The 15,813-nt window shown below is 70.9% G+C and carries 21 protein-coding genes; 9 read left to right on the top strand and 12 right to left on the bottom strand.

The genetic code is table 11. The features are described 5' to 3' along the window. Positions 1 to 67 precede the first annotated feature (67 nt). The 6 genes from ACLQ2R_RS32520 to ACLQ2R_RS32495 all read left to right on the top strand — a co-directional run bounded on the left by ACLQ2R_RS32520 (position 68) and on the right by ACLQ2R_RS32495 (position 3,549). Entirely contained in the window at positions 68 to 1,045 is a 978-nt protein-coding gene (locus ACLQ2R_RS32520) for a Clp protease N-terminal domain-containing protein (RefSeq protein ID WP_425965108.1), read from the top strand. A 131-nt stretch (positions 1,046 to 1,176) separates the two neighbouring features. After that, complete coding sequence (locus tag ACLQ2R_RS32515) at positions 1,177 to 1,374, top strand: hypothetical protein (protein WP_425965106.1); 198 nt, start codon at positions 1,177 to 1,179, stop codon at positions 1,372 to 1,374. A gap of 32 nt (positions 1,375 to 1,406) precedes the next feature. Next, the gene (locus ACLQ2R_RS32510; protein WP_425965104.1) at positions 1,407 to 1,679 is read left to right on the top strand and encodes a hypothetical protein; all 273 of its coding nucleotides are present in this window, start codon (positions 1,407 to 1,409) and stop codon (positions 1,677 to 1,679) included. 385 nt (positions 1,680 to 2,064) lie between these two features. Next, a complete protein-coding gene (locus ACLQ2R_RS32505) occupies positions 2,065 to 2,496 on the top strand; it encodes a DNA-binding protein (RefSeq protein ID WP_425965102.1) in 432 nt (143 codons plus the stop codon). Positions 2,497 to 2,884: 388 nt separating this feature from the next. Continuing rightward, on the top strand, positions 2,885 to 3,136 hold the full coding sequence (locus ACLQ2R_RS32500; protein WP_425965100.1) for an AbrB/MazE/SpoVT family DNA-binding domain-containing protein: 252 nt from the start codon (positions 2,885 to 2,887) through the stop codon (positions 3,134 to 3,136). Positions 3,137 to 3,150: 14 nt separating this feature from the next. Next, positions 3,151 to 3,549 carry a type II toxin-antitoxin system VapC family toxin gene (locus tag ACLQ2R_RS32495; RefSeq protein WP_425965196.1) on the top strand — a complete coding sequence of 133 codons (399 nt, stop codon included), beginning with the start codon at positions 3,151 to 3,153 and terminating at the stop codon, positions 3,547 to 3,549. Positions 3,550 to 3,831: 282 nt separating this feature from the next. On the opposite strand, the gene ACLQ2R_RS32490 is transcribed toward ACLQ2R_RS32495, so the two are convergent. The 4 genes from ACLQ2R_RS32490 to ACLQ2R_RS32475 all read right to left on the bottom strand — a co-directional run bounded on the left by ACLQ2R_RS32490 (position 3,832) and on the right by ACLQ2R_RS32475 (position 6,504). Further along, complete coding sequence (locus ACLQ2R_RS32490) at positions 3,832 to 4,581, bottom strand: ABC transporter permease (RefSeq protein ID WP_425965098.1); 750 nt, start codon at positions 4,579 to 4,581, stop codon at positions 3,832 to 3,834. After that, positions 4,578 to 5,507, bottom strand: a complete 930-nt coding sequence (locus ACLQ2R_RS32485) for an ABC transporter ATP-binding protein (protein WP_425965096.1) — start codon at positions 5,505 to 5,507, stop codon at positions 4,578 to 4,580. Before ACLQ2R_RS32485 ends, ACLQ2R_RS32490 begins: the two co-directional genes overlap by 4 nt. Then, the gene (locus ACLQ2R_RS32480; RefSeq protein ID WP_425965194.1) at positions 5,504 to 5,731 is read right to left on the bottom strand and encodes an AbrB/MazE/SpoVT family DNA-binding domain-containing protein; all 228 of its coding nucleotides are present in this window, start codon (positions 5,729 to 5,731) and stop codon (positions 5,504 to 5,506) included. The genes ACLQ2R_RS32485 and ACLQ2R_RS32480 overlap by 4 nt, the downstream gene beginning before the upstream one ends. Positions 5,732 to 6,096: 365 nt before the next feature. After that, positions 6,097 to 6,504 carry a PPOX class F420-dependent oxidoreductase gene (locus tag ACLQ2R_RS32475; RefSeq protein ID WP_386248142.1) on the bottom strand — a complete coding sequence of 136 codons (408 nt, stop codon included), beginning with the start codon at positions 6,502 to 6,504 and terminating at the stop codon, positions 6,097 to 6,099. A 36-nt stretch (positions 6,505 to 6,540) separates the two neighbouring features. On the opposite strand from ACLQ2R_RS32475, the gene ACLQ2R_RS32470 reads away from it, so the two are divergent. Beyond that, positions 6,541 to 7,209 (top strand): TetR/AcrR family transcriptional regulator, encoded by a 669-nt coding sequence (locus ACLQ2R_RS32470; protein ID WP_425965094.1) that lies wholly within the window; start codon positions 6,541 to 6,543, stop codon positions 7,207 to 7,209. A gap of 14 nt (positions 7,210 to 7,223) precedes the next feature. Here ACLQ2R_RS32470 and ACLQ2R_RS32465 read toward each other — a convergent pair whose 3' ends face one another. The 5 genes from ACLQ2R_RS32465 to ACLQ2R_RS32445 form a co-directional block, all read right to left on the bottom strand. Continuing rightward, positions 7,224 to 7,715, bottom strand: a complete 492-nt coding sequence (locus ACLQ2R_RS32465) for an SRPBCC family protein (RefSeq protein WP_425965092.1) — start codon at positions 7,713 to 7,715, stop codon at positions 7,224 to 7,226. A gap of 91 nt (positions 7,716 to 7,806) precedes the next feature. Beyond that, positions 7,807 to 8,451, bottom strand: a complete 645-nt coding sequence (locus ACLQ2R_RS32460; protein ID WP_425965090.1) for an SRPBCC family protein — start codon at positions 8,449 to 8,451, stop codon at positions 7,807 to 7,809. Position 8,452: 1 nt separating this feature from the next. Continuing rightward, positions 8,453 to 8,860, bottom strand: a complete 408-nt coding sequence (locus ACLQ2R_RS32455; protein WP_425965088.1) for an ArsR/SmtB family transcription factor — start codon at positions 8,858 to 8,860, stop codon at positions 8,453 to 8,455. A gap of 73 nt (positions 8,861 to 8,933) precedes the next feature. Beyond that, positions 8,934 to 10,181, bottom strand: coding sequence for a class I SAM-dependent RNA methyltransferase (locus ACLQ2R_RS32450; RefSeq protein ID WP_425965086.1), 1,248 nt, complete (start codon positions 10,179 to 10,181; stop codon positions 8,934 to 8,936). Positions 10,182 to 10,246: 65 nt separating this feature from the next. Further along, positions 10,247 to 12,349 (bottom strand): APC family permease, encoded by a 2,103-nt coding sequence (locus tag ACLQ2R_RS32445; protein ID WP_425965084.1) that lies wholly within the window; start codon positions 12,347 to 12,349, stop codon positions 10,247 to 10,249. Positions 12,350 to 12,464: 115 nt separating this feature from the next. Here ACLQ2R_RS32445 and ACLQ2R_RS32440 point away from each other — a divergent pair, with 115 nt between their 5' ends. Both ACLQ2R_RS32440 and ACLQ2R_RS32435 read left to right on the top strand, forming a co-directional pair. Then, the gene (locus tag ACLQ2R_RS32440; protein WP_425965082.1) at positions 12,465 to 13,130 is read left to right on the top strand and encodes a potassium channel family protein; all 666 of its coding nucleotides are present in this window, start codon (positions 12,465 to 12,467) and stop codon (positions 13,128 to 13,130) included. Then, positions 13,130 to 13,804, top strand: coding sequence for a potassium channel family protein (locus tag ACLQ2R_RS32435; RefSeq protein WP_386248229.1), 675 nt, complete (start codon positions 13,130 to 13,132; stop codon positions 13,802 to 13,804). The genes ACLQ2R_RS32440 and ACLQ2R_RS32435 overlap by 1 nt, the downstream gene beginning before the upstream one ends. A 156-nt stretch (positions 13,805 to 13,960) precedes the next feature. On the opposite strand, the gene ACLQ2R_RS32430 is transcribed toward ACLQ2R_RS32435, so the two are convergent. Genes ACLQ2R_RS32430 through ACLQ2R_RS32420 form a run of 3 tightly spaced genes read right to left on the bottom strand, consistent with a single transcriptional unit; the run spans position 13,961 to position 15,785 of the window. Next, the gene (locus ACLQ2R_RS32430; protein WP_425965192.1) at positions 13,961 to 14,623 is read right to left on the bottom strand and encodes a DUF3159 domain-containing protein; all 663 of its coding nucleotides are present in this window, start codon (positions 14,621 to 14,623) and stop codon (positions 13,961 to 13,963) included. A gap of 33 nt (positions 14,624 to 14,656) precedes the next feature. Next, positions 14,657 to 15,049 (bottom strand): OB-fold nucleic acid binding domain-containing protein, encoded by a 393-nt coding sequence (locus tag ACLQ2R_RS32425; RefSeq protein WP_386248230.1) that lies wholly within the window; start codon positions 15,047 to 15,049, stop codon positions 14,657 to 14,659. Positions 15,050 to 15,098: 49 nt separating this feature from the next. Then, positions 15,099 to 15,785 (bottom strand): DUF3710 domain-containing protein, encoded by a 687-nt coding sequence (locus ACLQ2R_RS32420; protein WP_425965079.1) that lies wholly within the window; start codon positions 15,783 to 15,785, stop codon positions 15,099 to 15,101. Between the last annotated feature and the right edge of the window lie 28 nt (positions 15,786 to 15,813).

Below are 15,813 nucleotides of genomic sequence, written 5' to 3'. Positions count from 1 at the left end.
TGGACACTCACCCCCCTATGGGGTTATGAATGGGGTATAACCCTTCCCTAACCCTATAGGGGGCACTATGCCGAAGATCAACGTCTACCTTCCCGACGAGCTCGCCGAGGCCGTGAAGAAGGCGGGCGTGCCGGTCTCGGCCGTCTGCCAGCGCGCCCTGGAGCAGGCGGTACGGCGGGTGACCGCCATCCGGGAGACCACGCTCAGCGGCCCCGACCTCGACGACCTGGCGGCGCGGCTGCCCAACTTCACCCCCCGCACCAGGACCGTGATCAAACTGGCGGTGGACCAGGCACGGGCGCTGGGCGTGACCGAGGTCGGCACCGAGCACCTGCTGGGCGGAATGCTCTCCGAGGGGAGCAACCTGGCCCTCCACGTTCTCGGCGCCCTGGAGATCGACCCGGTGGAGGTACGGCGCAGACTCGACCGGCTGACCTCCTCCCCCCGGGGCGCGTCCTCCCCGTCCGGGAGCCCCGCCTCTTCCGGGCCCACCCCGGCCTCCGAGACCGGCGCGGCCCCGGACGCGGTCGGGGTTCCGGACACCGGGGCCGTCCCGGACGCCACGGGAGGCCCCCGATCCCCCGAGTCCTCCGGTTCCGCAGGTTCTCCCGGCTCCCCCGGCTCCGCCGAGTTCTCCGGCTTCGCAGGTTCCGCAGGTTCCGCAGGAGCAGGGCTGGCCTTCAGCGCGGCGGCGGCGGCCGCGCTGGAGATGACCGTCACCGAGGCCACCTCTCTCGGCCACAACTACGTCGGCTGCGAGCACCTGCTGCTCGGGCTGATCGCCGAGCCCGACGGAGCCGCAGGACAGGCGCTCCGGGAACTGGGTGCCGAGCACCGCCTGACCCGGCACGCGGTCTCGGCCGCCCTCGCCGGGTACGTCCACCTGCGCGCGCAGTCCCCGGGGACGCCTCCCACGGCTCCCGTCCTGCCCGCCGGTGCGGCGAGCGCCATGTCGGCGGCCATCCGCGAGGAGCTCCGCCCCGTCCTGGTAAGGCTCGAGCGACTGGAGGAGCGCCTCGGCGTGCAGGAGGAGGACCGCCCGTGAACGGGACCTCTCCCCGGGCCACGCCGGCCGGACAGGTCCCGCCTCGGCGAGAGGTCCCCAGCCCGGAGCGCGACGTCCCTCTACCCGTCGCCGCTCCGGGCGGTGCGCGGATCCACGGCTCCCGTACACACGTGACGGCGCATCCGGTCACGGGCGTGCTCGCGCGCCTGGCGGCGGGCCTGGCCGGGGGAATCCTGGTCGGCATGGGCTCGGGAGCACCGGCGGGCCTGCTGGCCGGGATGGCCGTGGGCGTCGGCGCGGGCGTCTGCATATCGACATATCAGCGCAGAACGCGCCATATCAAAAAGGCAGCACGGGAAAACATCTGACGCCCCATTCTCTCCCGTGTAAATCTGGTCGCGTGCATTCCATCTCACCTCTCCCTGTCGCCCCCCTGGCGCAGCAGGGGGCGACCGACCTGGCGGTCAACCCCGTCCTGGCCATCGCCGTCATCCTGACGATCCTTTATCTCATCTCCTGCAAGTTTCACCCGTATATGCGCTGCAAGGCCTGCAACAAATCAAAAGAGTCGAATTCTACGACCTTCAAGGGGGCGTTCGGCAAATGCCGTACCTGTAATGGAAAAGGGCACTCCGTCCGACTGGGCGCCCGGTTCCTCGGCCACAAGGACTGACGATGCGGCGGCTCTCGCGGGCGGTACGCACTCTTCGCGTCGGCGACCGGTGCACGCGTGGCCGACATCCCCGCCCCAGCACCACAACCACTCGGTGAGCCGCCACCAGCACTTCACCCCGAAGCCCGGAGCCCCCGGAGCCCTTGGACCCCCGGCCCTCCGATTCCCCGGGCTCGCGACCCCTTGGACCCTCCGAAGCCCGCCCCCTCAGGTCCCGAAGCCCCGAGGCCCCGAGGCCCCGGAGCCCTGGAGCCGTAGAGATCCGGAGCCCTCGCGGCCTCCCCAGGCCCTTCCGGGAGTCCACCCCGAGCACTCACACGCGGGACGCCCACACGCGTTTGAACAAAAAGTTGAAAACAAACTGTTTTCCCGCAATGATGCATTCATGTCCGACGAGAACCTCTTCACCCCTCCCGACCCGGCGGCACAGCGTTCGAAGCGCACCTACGCCGCCCTGATGCGCCTCGCCGACCGGCACGCGGACACCCCCGAACGCCGGGCCCGGCAGGTTCACCCGGCGGTGCCGTCCCCCCACGAGGTGGTGCGGCTGGTCGCCGCCATGGCGGGCGGCGCGGCCCCCGCCGAGCCCGGCGAGCCGGAGATCGACACCACCGACCTGACGGCCGCGCTGACCCTCGTGCCGCAGGCACGGGCGGAGCTCGACGCGACGGAACTCGCCCTGCTGAAGATCGCGCGTGGCCGCGGGATGACATGGCAGGACATCGCGTTCAGCCTGGGACTGAGCACACCTCAGGCCGCCCGGCAGCGGTACGAACGCCTGGAGACGCGCTCCGTACCCGACCCCGCCACGTCCTAGATCCTGAACCTTCTTCCACGGTCTGAACCGAAACCCCGTCCTTTACAATGTAGATTTTCTGCTCCGCGCATGCGAAGCCCATGAGGGATTCGCGTGACCGCCGGTCTCGCCCGGGGTCGCGAAGGACCCGACCACCCGTTCGGACAGCCACTCCGAACGCACCTCATGAACACCGGAGTATTTCCGAGGGCACGGGGCCGCCCCAGCGGCAAGAACGATGTCGATCGTTGCCGATACCGGTCTCGCGCCCGCGGGAACGGTCCCGGCGCGGCCGTCTCCGGCCATCCTGGTCGACCGGCACCGACGACATGCGATAACTTTCTGAAATCACCCGCACACCATGTGTGACCGCGTTTAACCTTTACCCGTGATGGTCAAAGTAAAGGTCATGGAGCACGGTAGGAGGACGCGTGCCAGGCGTGCAGGACCGGCGCGCATCTCCAGCAAGAACCAGGTCACCCTGCCGGCTGCGGTGCTGCGCAAGCTCGGTCTCCACGCGGGAGACCCGGTCGACATCGCCGAGGAGGGCGGCCAGATCATCATCCGGCGACACCGCAGCCGTCTCGACGACGTGATCGGCACCATCCCGGGCTTCAGCCAGGACGTGGACGTCGAGGCGAGTCGCGAGAGCTGGGGGTGACGGTGCCGACCGTGATGCTCGACACCAATGTCATCGTCGGCCTGCTCGATCCCGATGACGTGCTGCACGGCCGCGCCTGTGAGGCCGTCCGTCGCTGGGACGACAAAGCGGCCTCGTTCGCCATCTCCGTGATCACTTGGGGTGAACTGCGAGTAGGTGTGGTTCGCAAAGGTGTCGCGGCCGAGAGGACGCTCGAAACGTTCCGGGTCGCCGTCATCGATCGGATCGTCGGAGTGGACGAGGCGACGGCCGAGAGCGCGGCCCTGCTCAGGGCCACGGATCTGACGATTCGCGTGCCGGACGCCCTCATCATCGCGACCGCCCGCGAGATGAGGGCCGACGCGCTGCTCACCGCGGACCGGAAATTCCCGGGAATCGCCCCAGAGCTCGTCGAACTGCTACGACCGAGTTGACACCCCCGATGACCGAGTCGATCCGGTCAGGGAAGGCGTCCCGGACCCGAGGCTGGACGTCCGGCCTCGGGATGCTCCACCGGCTCGCGCTCGAGGCGTTCCACAACCCCGGCGTCACAGCCATGAGCGATTGCGCCGTACGGCGTACCTGCTCAGCCAGGCGGACGACCAAGGTCTACGACAGACTCGCCGGTTCCCGAATCCAGGCCGATCGGCGAGGACGTGGCCGACGGGGGGCGGAGGGTGGGTGGCCGGGCCTGCCGGGTCTCCCCGTCGCGGTGGTCAGTTTCGTTCCCAGCGGAAGAAGACCGTCGCCAGGGCGCCGAACACGACGATCATGGCGCCGAGCACCCCGGTCGGGAGCAGCAGGGTCGACCACGCGTCTCCCTCCCACAGGCCCTTCACGAGATCGGCGAAGTGCCGGACCGGGGAGAAGTTCATGATCTTTTGTACGCCGTCGGGCATGGTCGCGAGGGGGACGAAGGCCCCCGAGGAGATCATGAGCACGAGCATGAGCAGGTTGCCGATCCCGGTGGCCGCTCCGGCGGACGGATAGATTCCGGCGAGCGCGTAGCCGAGCGCGAGGAAGGCGATCAGTCCCAGGGCCGCGGCCGTCAGCACCGCGGCGAGGTTGTCGGACGGGGCGACACCGAAGGCGAGCCATCCCACGGCGAGCGCCGCGATCATGCTGATCATGCCGATCACGAAGTTCACGGTCAGGTCCGCGGCGATGAAGGTGACCGGCCGCAGTGGGGTGAGTCGCAGCCGGCGCAGGGCACCGCTTTCGCGCAGGGTCAGGTGGTTCACCGGGACCAGCAGCACGCCGGTGATCGCCAGCACCAGGGAGGGGAACGCCGGGAGGGTGGCCTCGATGAAGCTGCGCCCGCCGAAGGCGGGGTCGGGGCCGTCGTCGAAGACGAAGCCGAGGATGAGCACGAGGGCGGGGGCGAAGACGACGGCGAAGAACAGGCCGACCGGTTCCCGCAGCAGCGAGCGGAGCAGGGTGGCGGAGAGCGCCCCGTAGCCCTTCACGACCGCGCCCCGGTACGCATGTGGCGGCCCGTGAGGTTGAGGAACACGTCCTCCAGTCCCGGGGAGGTGGCACGCAGGTCGGCTATCCGGATGTCGCGGGCGGTCAGATCGCCGAGGACGTCCTGCAGGAAGCCGCCGGTGCCCTGCACCGTCAGATACTTCCGGTCCGGCTGCGCGGCGGTGACCGTGTCGATCCGTTCCAGCTCCAGCTCCAGCCCCGCGGGGGCCTGCCGGGTGAGGACCAGGCGCGCCGTGGCGTCTCCCGCGTGCTCACGGATGAGCGCGGGCACGGTGTCCAGCGCGATGAGCCGGCCGTGGTCGATGATGCCCACCCGGTCGCACAGGTGCTCGGCCTCCTCCATGTAGTGCGTGGTGAGCACCACGGTGGTCCCCCGATCCCTGACCGCCTCGACGACCTCCCACATCGCCAGGCGCGCCTGCGGGTCCAGCGCGGTGGTCAGCTCGTCGAGGAACACCACCCTGGGCCCGTGAAGCAGGGCCAGGGCGATGAAGACCCGCTGGCGCTCACCTCCGGAGAGGCGATCGACCCTGGTCCGCCGCTTGCCGTCGATCCCCAGCGTCGCCAGGAGCTCCCGCCACGGGACCGGGTCGTCGTAGAGGGCCGAGAACAGGCGCATCGCCTCCTCCACGGTGATGCGCGGGGGCAGCGCCGCGCTCTGCAGTTGCGCACCGGTGAGCCGGGTCAGCTCGTGCCGGTCGGCGATCGGGTGACGGCCGAGCACGCTGATGCGCCCGGACGTCGGCCGGTCCAGTCCTTCGACGCAGTTCAGCAGCGTGGTCTTGCCCGCCCCGTTGGGTCCTATGAGGCCGAAGACCTCGCCCTCGGCCACCTGGAACGACACACCGTCGAGGGCGGTGACGTCGCCGAACCGGCGCACCACGTCCTCGCATTCGACGACGCTCATGACTGCCGGCCTCCTCGTTCGGTGTCCTCCTCCTTCGGGGCGGGCGGCGCCCCGGCGGCCTGAGGCATCGCCTGGTCGACGAAGCGGTCGAAGACGTCCTGACGCACGATCGCGATCCCCTGTTCAGCGTCGGCGAGCAGCAGCAGCGTGTCCCCGGGCCGGATCCCGAACAGGTCCCGCGCTCCCTTGGGGATCACGATTTGCCCCTTCTCCCCGACTCTCACCGTGGCGGCGAACTTCCCCGGGGCGGGCGGCAACTCCTCTGGGCTCACAGCCTACTCCAACCAATCATACTTTTCCCACAAGTATAACCAGTATCCCTTCCAGTCCACCACGGCGGCAGGCTTCGGCACGCCGCGGAACGAGAACGGCCCGCACGATCGCGACCGCACGACGTGGGCGGGGTCGCCGGGAGACGGAGGCGACGGAAAGGGGCCCGCGACCTCGCGAGGAGGTTCTCCGGCCAGGCGGTGACCTGGCGCACCGGACATCCGTCGCGACCGCGCCGAACCGGATCCGGACCACCGCCGTCACGTACGCGCCGAGCGGTCGTCGTGGACGTCCTCCCCCACGGGATCCGCGGGCGCGGTCAGTGCACGGTCCTGTTCGACGGGTACCACTCCTCGCCGGCGGGCTCACCCGCGAGGTTCCAGCTCCACGACACGGTCGGCGTGATGCGCAGGTAGGTGCCGGGGCCGACCATGCCGACCCGCTCGAAGGGCTGCTCGGCGTCGCCGTACACGCGGATGCCGCGGGCGACGAACGGTTCGAGCGACACGAGGTCGTCGAAGACCAGTGCCACCCTGTGGTTTCCGGAGGCGATGTTGCGGAACTTGCGGGTGCCGCGCACGGTGCCGGCACCGCCGACCCACAGGAAGGTCCCGTCGAACTCGACGGCCACGGGTACGACGTCGGGCTGCCCGCCCTCGCCGAGGGTCGCCAGCCGTCCGAGCGGCTGCGAGCGCAGGTACGCGATCTCTTCGTCGGTGAAAGCCATTGCGACAAACTACACCGTTCAGTTTAGTCTTGCGCGATGGGTGAGAACCGCTCCGACCGCAAGCATCGCGCCATCCTCGACGCCGCGACGGAGGTGTTCCTGCGCAACGGCTACCTGGGCACCACCGTGGAGGAGGTGGCCGCGGTCGCCGGGGTGTCGAAGCCGACCGTCTACAAGCACTTCACCGACAAGCGGCGGCTGTTCCTGGAGATCGTCGCCGCCGTCGTCGACGAGGCCTGCCAGGCCGTCCAGGACGCGGTGTCCGGCCTGGAGGGCACGCGAGACGTCGAGGCGGAGCTGCGCGAGCTGGCCCGGCGGCAGCTCGCGCTCGTGCTGCGCCCGCGCGTCGTCCGGCTTCGCCGGTTGGTGATCGGTGAGACCTCCCGCTTCCCCGAGCTGGGCCGCGCCTTCCACGAACGCGGTCCCGGGCGGACGATCGCGGCGCTGGCCGAGGCGTTCGCCGGCCTCGACGCCCGGGGCGCGCTGCGGGTCGCCGACCCGGTCACCGCCGCGACCCAGTTCAACTGGCTCGTCATGTCCGCGCCGGTCAACCAGGCGATGCTGCTCGGTGACGACCGCGCTCCCACCGCCCCGGAGCTGGACCACCACGTCGAGGGCGCGGTACGGGTCTTCCTCGCCGCGTACGGACCGGCGGTCATCCACGAACGAGGGGAAGATCAACACGTCACACCGTCAGAGGCCTGACCGGTTGCGGCGGATCAATCCGTCGCCTCGCGGACGTCCCTCCCCCGCTCGGCGAACGCCTTGAAGTCCTGCAGGTGCTGTCGCGACTGCTTGCGGAAGGCGCCGGGCATCAGAAGTCCCACCAGTTTCATCGCAAAACCGCTGAACCGGTATTCGTTCTCGACCTCCCAGAGCGTCCTTTCCGGGCCGGCCTCGGTGAACCGGTCGCGCACGGCGCTCCACATGCCCTCGCCGACGATCTCGCGGTCGAAGCGGACGACGCTCGTCCTCGGGATCTCGCGCGGGTCTGCCGGTTCCCGGCGTGTGATGGTCTCGACGCACTCGATCTCCCGCCCACCCGCCCGCATCACGACCCGCGACGTGGTGCCGAGCCGCCCGTGCTCGCCGCTCAGCGGCTCGTGCAGCACCAGGCCCCGCAGCCATTTCGGCAGGTGTTCCGGGTCGGCGAGCAGCCGGACCGTCTTCTCCCGCGGCAGGGCGATCTCGACGGAGACGGTGTACTTCACGGTCGCGTCGTTCCTTTCCTCGTTCTCGTCGTGGGCGCGAGTCGTGGGCGCGAGCGCCGAGGGCGCCGGTCGGCCCGCCGCGGCGGGGACATCAGGCCGGGTCGGGTGCGTAGAACCTGGTGGTGGCCTCGACCGCGGCCGCGACGTGCTCCGGTTCGCCGCCGGCGGCCGCGTGAGCCCGGCCCCAGGCCGCGGCGCTGCGCCGGCTGAACTCGCGTCCTTCGGGTGACTTCTCGAACTCCTCGTGGCCGGCGATCTCACCGTCGGCCAGGAACCGGGCCAGGGTGAGCAGAGCCAGGTCCCAGCCGACGCCGCCGGCGCCCGGGCCGAAGGTGGGGAAGGAGGGCTCCCCGACGACCGCCGCGTGGATCAGTTCGAGCTCCGTGTCGCCGGCGGGGCCCGGGGCCAGGCGCACCTCCACCTCGCTCGTGCCGGGCCAGGCGTCGGCGTCCGGTCCGTAGAGCCAGGACACCTTGAGCAGGCGCGGCGGCTCGCACCGGAGGATGTCGCCGTGCTCACCGCCGTCCAGCTCGAACTTCCCGCCGGGCCGAAGGTCCCCGGTGACCGGCTTCAACCAGCGGCTCAGCCGCTCGGGGTCGGTGACGGCGTCCCAGACGTCGTCGATCTCCGCGTCGTACCGACGCCGCAGCTCCACGGTGTACGCCTCGCCGGCGGGCACCGTACCGCTGCCCATCGCCCGGCGCACGGCGGCCAGCTCGTCCAGTACGTCTCTCATGTCATGCCTCCTTCGGTGGTGGTTCGGTTCTGCCCGTACCGGTGCCGGAGCCGGCCTGCCGGGTGGGTTCCCCACCGGCCCGGGGCGGGCGTGCACGCCCGCCCCGGGCCAGATCCGTCCCCAGGGCGTCGAGGCGTTGTTCCCAGGACCGGCGGAACCGGTCCAGCCACGCGTCGACCTCGCTCAGCGGCGCGGGCTCGACGGCGTAGAACCGTCGAGGGCCCTCGGCCCGCACCGATGCGAACCCGCTGTCACGCAGCACGCGCAGATGCCGGGAGACGGCCGGTTGGGAGACGGCGAACTCGGCCCGGATGACGTCCGTGATCGCCCCGGAGGTCCGCTCGCCGTCGGCGAGCAGTTCCAGAACGCGCCGGCGCACGGGATCGCCGAGGATGTCGAACGCGTGCACGACGGAGATCGTACCGGCCTGCACTTATATAAGTAAAGGCTGATATCTTGGCGTCGCGCCGGCGGCGACGGGCCTAGGTCGGCTCTCCGGTCAGCAGGGCCACGCACTCCACGTGGTGGGTCATCGGGAAGGCGTCGAAGGCGCGCAGGTCGGCGAGGGGGTAGCCGCGCTCGGCGAACCAGGCCAGGTCCCTGGCGAGGGTCGCCGGGTCGCAGGAGACGTACACGATCCGGGTGGCCCGCAGGCCGGCCAGGCCGGCGACGACGTCGCGGCCGAGGCCCGCGCGGGGCGGGTCGACCACGACCAGGTCGGCGCGCTCGATCCCGAACCGCTCCAGGGCGTTCTCCACCCGGCCCCTGGCGAAGCGGGCCTGGGGCAGGTCGCGCAGGTTGCGCTCGGCGTCGCGGACGGCGACCGACTCCGACTCCACCCCGTAGACGGCCCCCTCGGGACCGACGGCCTCGGCCAGCCCGGCGGCGAACAGGCCGACGCCGCAGTAGAGGTCCAGCGCCCACTCCCCCGGCCGGGGGGCGGCGAGCTCCAGGACGGTCTCCAGCAGGGTGGCCGCCGCTCCCGGGTGGACCTGCCAGAAACCGCTGCCGGTCACCTGGAAGTCGCGCTCGCCGACGCGCTCGACCAGGTGGTTGCGGCCGTGGACGACGCGGCTGCGGCCCTTGCCCTCGTCGACGAAGACCGCCACGCTCGTGTCGATGTCGGGCACCGCCACCGTGCGCCGGGGCTTGGGGGCGATCACGACCGCCTGGTCGCCGGTGCTGGAGGCGATGACCTCGACCGACGAGGCGTTGCGCCAGTTCATGATCTCGGCACCGACGTTCTCCACCTCGGCGTGGGCGATCAGGCAGGCGTCCACCGGCTGGATGTCGTGGGAGCGGTGGCGGCGCAGGCCCAGGCCGCCCTCGCGGTCGACGGCGAACTGGACGCGGGTACGCCAGCCGAGCCCGTCGGGGGCCCCGGGGACCTCCTCGACGGTGCCCTTCCAGTCGATCCCGGCCAGGCGCGAGAGCTGCTCGGCCACCACGTCGGTCTTGAGGCGGCGCTGGGCCTCCAGGGAGGCGTGCTGCCAGTCGCAGCCGCCGCAGCGGCCGGGGCCCGCGAACGGGCACGGCGGGGTCACCCGGTCGGCCGAGGCCTCCAGGATCTCCACGGCGTCGGCCCGCAGGAACCGGGAGGTCTCCTCGGTGATCTCGGCCATGACGCGCTCGCCGGGCAGGGCGTGGCGTACGAAGACGACCCGGCCGTCGTGACGGGCGACGCACCAGCCACCGTGCGCAACCGGTCCCACCGTCAGTTCGATCGCCATTGGCCGCTGCCCCCAGAATTCGTCGTCGGTCGAGCCTCCTCGCTCTCACGAGCGCATACGAAAGGTTATGCCTTGACGTCCTCGTCCCGGACCGTGTCGGGACCGGCCGTGTCGGGACCGGCCCCGTCGTGGCCGGTCGCGTTCAGGAGCGCCGCGTCCGGGCGGGCGCGGCGGGCCGAGCCCGGGGCGAAGGGTTCGGGGCGGCCCTTGAGCCGGTCGGAGGAGTGCAGCTGCCAGGGCACGCTGATGACCATGACGCCGGGCTGGAAGAGCAGGCGGCCCTTGAGCCGCAGCGCGCTCTGGTTGTGCAGCAGGTGCTCCCACCAGTGGCCCACGACGTACTCGGGGATGTAGACGCTCACCACGTCGCGCGGGGAGCGGCGGCGCAGTGACTTGACGTACTCCAGGATGGGCCGGGTGATCTCGCGGTAGGGCGAGTCGAGCATCTTCAGCGGCACCTGGATGCCGCGCCGCTCCCACTCCTCCTGCAGCGCCCTGGCCTCGGGGCCCTCGACCCCCACGGTGATCGCCTCCAGCTTGGAGGGGCGGGTGGCACGGGCGTAGGCGAGGGCGCGCAGGGTCGGCTTGTGGACCTTGGAGACCAGGACGATGGCGTGGTTGCGCGCGGGCAGCATCGACGCGGTCAGCTGGGTGTCCTCGTCGACGGCGAGCTCGCGGGCGACGTTCTCGTAGTGCCCGTGGATGCCCTTCATCATCAGGAACAGCACCGGCATGGCCACGCAGACGATCCACGCCCCGTGGGTGAACTTGGTGACCAGGACGACCACCAGCACCACGGCGGTCATCACGCCGCCGAAGAAGTTGATGGTCCGCGAGCGGTGCATCCGGTGCCGGACGCCGGGGTCCTCCTCGGTCGCCAGGTGCCGGGTCCAGTGCCGGACCATGCCGATCTGGCTCAGCGTGAACGACACGAAGACGCCCACGATGTAGAGGTTGAGCAGGCGGCTGACGTCGGCCTCGAACCCCCACAGCAGCAGGCAGGCCCCGGCGGCCAGGAGCACGATGCCGTTGGAGAAGGCCAGCCGGTCGCCCCGGGTGTGGAGCTGGCGGGGCAGGTAGCGGTCCTGGGCCAGGATCGAGCCGAGCACCGGGAAGCCGTTGAAGGCGGTGTTGGCCGCCAGGAACAGGATCAGCGCGGTGACGGCGGAGATGGCGAAGAAGGGCAGCGAGCCGCCGCCGAAGACCGCGTCGGCCACCTGGGCGATGATCGGCTGCTGGTAGTAGTCGGGCCCGGCCGGCACCCCCCCGATGAGCACGTCCCGCGAGGCCACGGCGGGGTCGGCGACCTTCACCCCCGAGGCCAGGCCGAGGGAGATGATCCCGATGAACATCGTCACCGACACCAGGCCCATCATCAGCAGCGTGGTCGCGGCGTTCTTGCTCTTGGGCTTGCGGAAGGCGGGGACGCCGTTGCTGATCGCCTCGACGCCGGTGAGCGCGGCGCAGCCGGAGGAGAACGCGCGCAGGATCAGGAAGGCCGCGGCGAAGGCGGTGACGTTGGACTGCTCGGCGATGATCTCGTAGTCGGCGGTGGGGGCGTGCAGCTCGTCGCCCAGCACGAGCACCCGGAAGCCGCCCCAGGCGACCAGGCCGAGGACGGCGAACATGAAGGCGTAGGTGGGAACGGCGAAGGCCGCGCCGGACTCGCGGATGCCCCGCAGGTTCACCAGCGTCAGCAGCACCACGATGATGATCGCGACCAGCGGCTTGTGCTCGGCGACGTAGGGGATGGTGGCGCCCACGTAGTCGACGCCGTTGGCGACCGACACCGCGACGGTCAGCACGTAGTCGACCATCAGGGCGCTGGCCACGGTCAGGCCGGCGTTGGGGCCCAGGTTGACGGTGGCGACCTCGTAGTCGCCGCCCCCGCTGGGGTAGGCGTGCACGTTCTGCCGGTACGACGCCACCACGGTGAGCATGACCACCACGACGGCCAGGGCGACCCAGGGGCTGAAGTGGTAGAAGGACACCCCCGCGAGGGAGAGGATGACGAGGATCTCCTGGGGGGCGTAGGCCACCGAGGAGAGCGCGTCGCTCGCGAAGACCGGCAGCGCGATGCGCTTGGGGAGCAATTGCTCGTGCAGCTGCGTACTGCGCAGTGCTCGCCCGATGAACAGGCGTTTGACAAGGTCCGTCACCTTCGACACGTCTGCCGATGCTAGTCCCTAATCTCGGGGCGGCCGACGCGGCACTCCCGGAGCGGGCCATACTGGCTGAGTACATCGGGAACAAGATCCGCCTCACAGCGACCGGCGGGGGAGCATGCATATCGTGATCATGGGGTGTGGCCGGGTGGGTTCGACCTTGGCGCACATCCTGGAGGACAGCGGCCACTCGGTCGCGATCATCGACCGTGACCCGCAGGCGTTCCGCCGGCTGCGGGCGGGGTTCCGGGGTCGCAGGGTGACCGGCATCGGCTTCGACCGGGACGTCCTGGAGGAGGCCGGCATCGAGGCCGCGGGCGCCTACGTGGCGGTCAGCAGCGGCGACAATTCGAACATCATCTCCGCCAGGGTCGCCCGGGAGACGTTCGGCGTGGACAACGTGGTGGCCAGGATCTACGACTCCCGGCGCGCCGAGGTCTACCAGCGGCTGGGCATCCCCACCGTGGCCACGGTCCGCTGGACCGCCGACCAGATCCTGCGCCGCGTGCTGCCGGAGGGGGCCGAGCCGCTCTGGCGCGACCCCAGCGGGCGCGTGGTGCTGGCCGAGGTCGCCTACCACCCCGGCTGGGTCGGCACCCCCGCGAGGGCCCTGGAGGCCGCCGCGGGCACCCGCCTGGCGTTCGTCAACCGGATGGGCGAGACCCTGCTGCCCCGGACCGACTCGGTGCTGCAGGAGGGCGACGTGCTGCACGTCCTGGCGGTCGAGACCGACATGGACCGCATCAGCAAGGTGCTGTCCTCTGGCCCCGAGGAGGAGCACTGATGCGCGTCACCATCGCCGGCGCGGGGGCGGTCGGCCGCTCGATCGCCGCCGAGCTCCTGGAGAACGGCCACCAGGTCCTGCTCGTCGACATCGACCCCAAGGCCATCAAGATCGACACGGTGCCGAGGGCGGAGTGGCTGCTCGCGGACGCCTGCGAGATCTCCTCGCTGGACGAGGCGGGCCTGGCCGACTGCCACGTGGTCGTCGCCGCCAGCGGCGACGACAAGGTCAACCTTGTGGTCTCCCTGCTGGCCAAGACCGAGTACGGGGTGCCCCGGGTGGTGGCCAGGATCAACCACCCCAAGAACGAGTGGCTGTTCAACGAGTCGTGGGGCGTGGACGTGGCCGTCTCGACGCCGCGCCTGCTCAGCGCGCTGGTGGAGGAGGCGGTCAGCGTCGGCGACCTGGTGCGCCTGATGACCTTCCGTCAGGGGCAGGCCAACCTGGTCGAGCTCACCCTGCCCGAGGACGCGCCGGTCGTCGGCCAGCGCGCCGGTTCGGTGCCCTGGCCCGACGACACCGCCCTGGTCGCGATCCTGCGCGAGGGCCGGGTGCTGGTGCCCACCGCCGACGACCCGCTGGAGGCCGGTGACGAGCTGATGTTCGTCGCCAGCCAGGAGGTCGAGGAGGAGCTGGCGGAGCTGCTCTCCCCGCACCACCGCACGCCGCGCTGAGAGTGCCGCGGGCCGGGACCCGGCCCCGGGTGAGGCCCCGTCTCCCCGGCGGGGATCCGGCTCCCGCGCCCGGCAGGCTCTGCGGCAGGGGCCCGGCCACAGGGCTCTAGCTCAGGGGCTCTCGGTCAGAGGGCTCTCGGTCGGAGAGTTCACCGGTCAGGAGGCCGCGGGTCGCACCGGGGTGCGGCCCCGGGCCAGCAGCCACACCATCGCCGCCAGCGCCGCGATCTGCAGCGGCCAGCCCATCACGATCTTGAGGATGCCCAGCTCGACGACGGCCCGGTCCCCGCCGATCAGGTACACCGGGAGCTGGACCGCCACCCGGATCACGCACGGGAGCATCAGCAGCCAGGTGAGCTTGGTGCAGAGCTTCACCACCGCCGGGTCGGCGCGCCAGGCGGTCGGATCACCGGTGACGGACCCGATCATGAAGCCCACCAGCGGCCAGCGGGTGACGATCGACAGCAGCATGGCCACCGAGTATCCCGCGTTGTAGAGGATGCCGGGCAGGAAGACGTCCTCGGCCTGGCCGCTGCGCGAGGCGAAGAACGCGCCGATGCCGATGCCGATCAGGCTGTTGATCACGAACTGCGGCGTCGAGCGCTGCACCAGCCTCACGGCCAGCAGCAGCACCGCCGTGCCGACGCTGACGATGAGCGAGGTCTTCAGGGTCGAGGTGGCGATCCACGTGCCGGTGAAGGCGATGGTCGGGACGGCGGCCTCCACGACGCCCCGTATCCCGCCGAACGCCTTGGCGAGCTGGCTGCGGAGCACGGCTTCCACCGTGTCGTGCGCGGCGGTCTCCTCGCTGGTGGTCATCTCTTCGTTCACCGTCTCGTGGTCGACGATCGCTCACGCACCGGCGGCCGGGCGCAGCTCGTATCTGGGATTGAACATGACCTTGCGTCCATCCTGCATGCTGACGAGCCCTTCGGCCAGCACCAGGCGGCCGGGTTCGATGCCCGCGATCCTCCTGCGGCCCAGCCAGATCAGGTCGATCACGTCGGAGCCGTCGTAGAGCTCGGCCTCCAGCGCCGGGGCGCCCCCGCGGGGGCGCAGCGTCACCGTCCGCAGGGTGCCGGTGACGCAGAACCGGCGGCGCCCGCCGCACGAGACGATGGCGGTGGCGCCGTGACGGTCGAGGTCCTGCTGGAGCTCGTCGGCCTCCAGTTCCTCCTGACCTGCGGTCAGGCGGCGGAGGAAGCCCCGCAGGCCGCCCTGTTTATGCGGTTCCTGAGAACCCACGGACCTCTCCTTCACATACGAGTCGCATCAGGGTACGCGATCCGGTCCGTCAGCGAATCTCGGCGATCTCCGGCCCGCGGCCGAAGGGGTTGAGGTCGGGCCCGTCGTTCTTGCCGCCCTGCTGCTCCACGGCCTGCCTGGCCTCGGGCGGCAGGCGGAGCTCGATCGCCTCCTTGGGCGCCATCGGCTCGTCCCCGCGTACCACGACGATGTCGCGGACGACACCCTCCAGGGTCTCGGCGGAGCCGGCGCCCTGGGCGGCGCGCCCGCTGATCACCGCGCGCAGGAACCAGCGCGGCCCGTCCACGCCGATGTAGCGGACCGGCTGCTCGTCGCCGCCCTCCGCCGGGATCCTGGCGGCCAGCTCGACGCCGAAGGGCCCCTCGCGCTCCTCGGCGGTGCCTCCGGCGCTCTTGACCCCCTCGGCCAGCTCCGCCCTGACCTCGTCCCAGATGCCGCTCCGCTTGGGCGCCGCGAACGCGTGCACCTGCAGGGCGCTCTCGTCGTACAGCACCACGGCGCCGACGATCTGCTCTCCGGCCAGGTTGAGCTGGATCTCGAAACCGGCGTCGACGGGCAGGCGCATCCCGCCGAGGTCGACCCGCTCCCGCTCCGGGTAGGACTCCTCGGAGTCCCACGGGCCCGACTCCCTCGTCGGGGTCTGCTCGGCCTCCTCCACCTCGGCCTTGTCGGCCTTGACGGCCGGGGACTCCTCACGACGGCGACGTCGGAACACTTTCCTCACGCTCCTTGAAGATTCACTG

The sequence above is a fragment of the Streptosporangium sp. DT93 genome, assembly GCF_049844535.1.
In the GTDB taxonomy this organism is placed as follows: Bacteria; Actinomycetota; Actinomycetes; order Streptosporangiales; family Streptosporangiaceae; genus Streptosporangium.
This window is presented reverse-complemented; position numbering and strand designations above follow the sequence as displayed.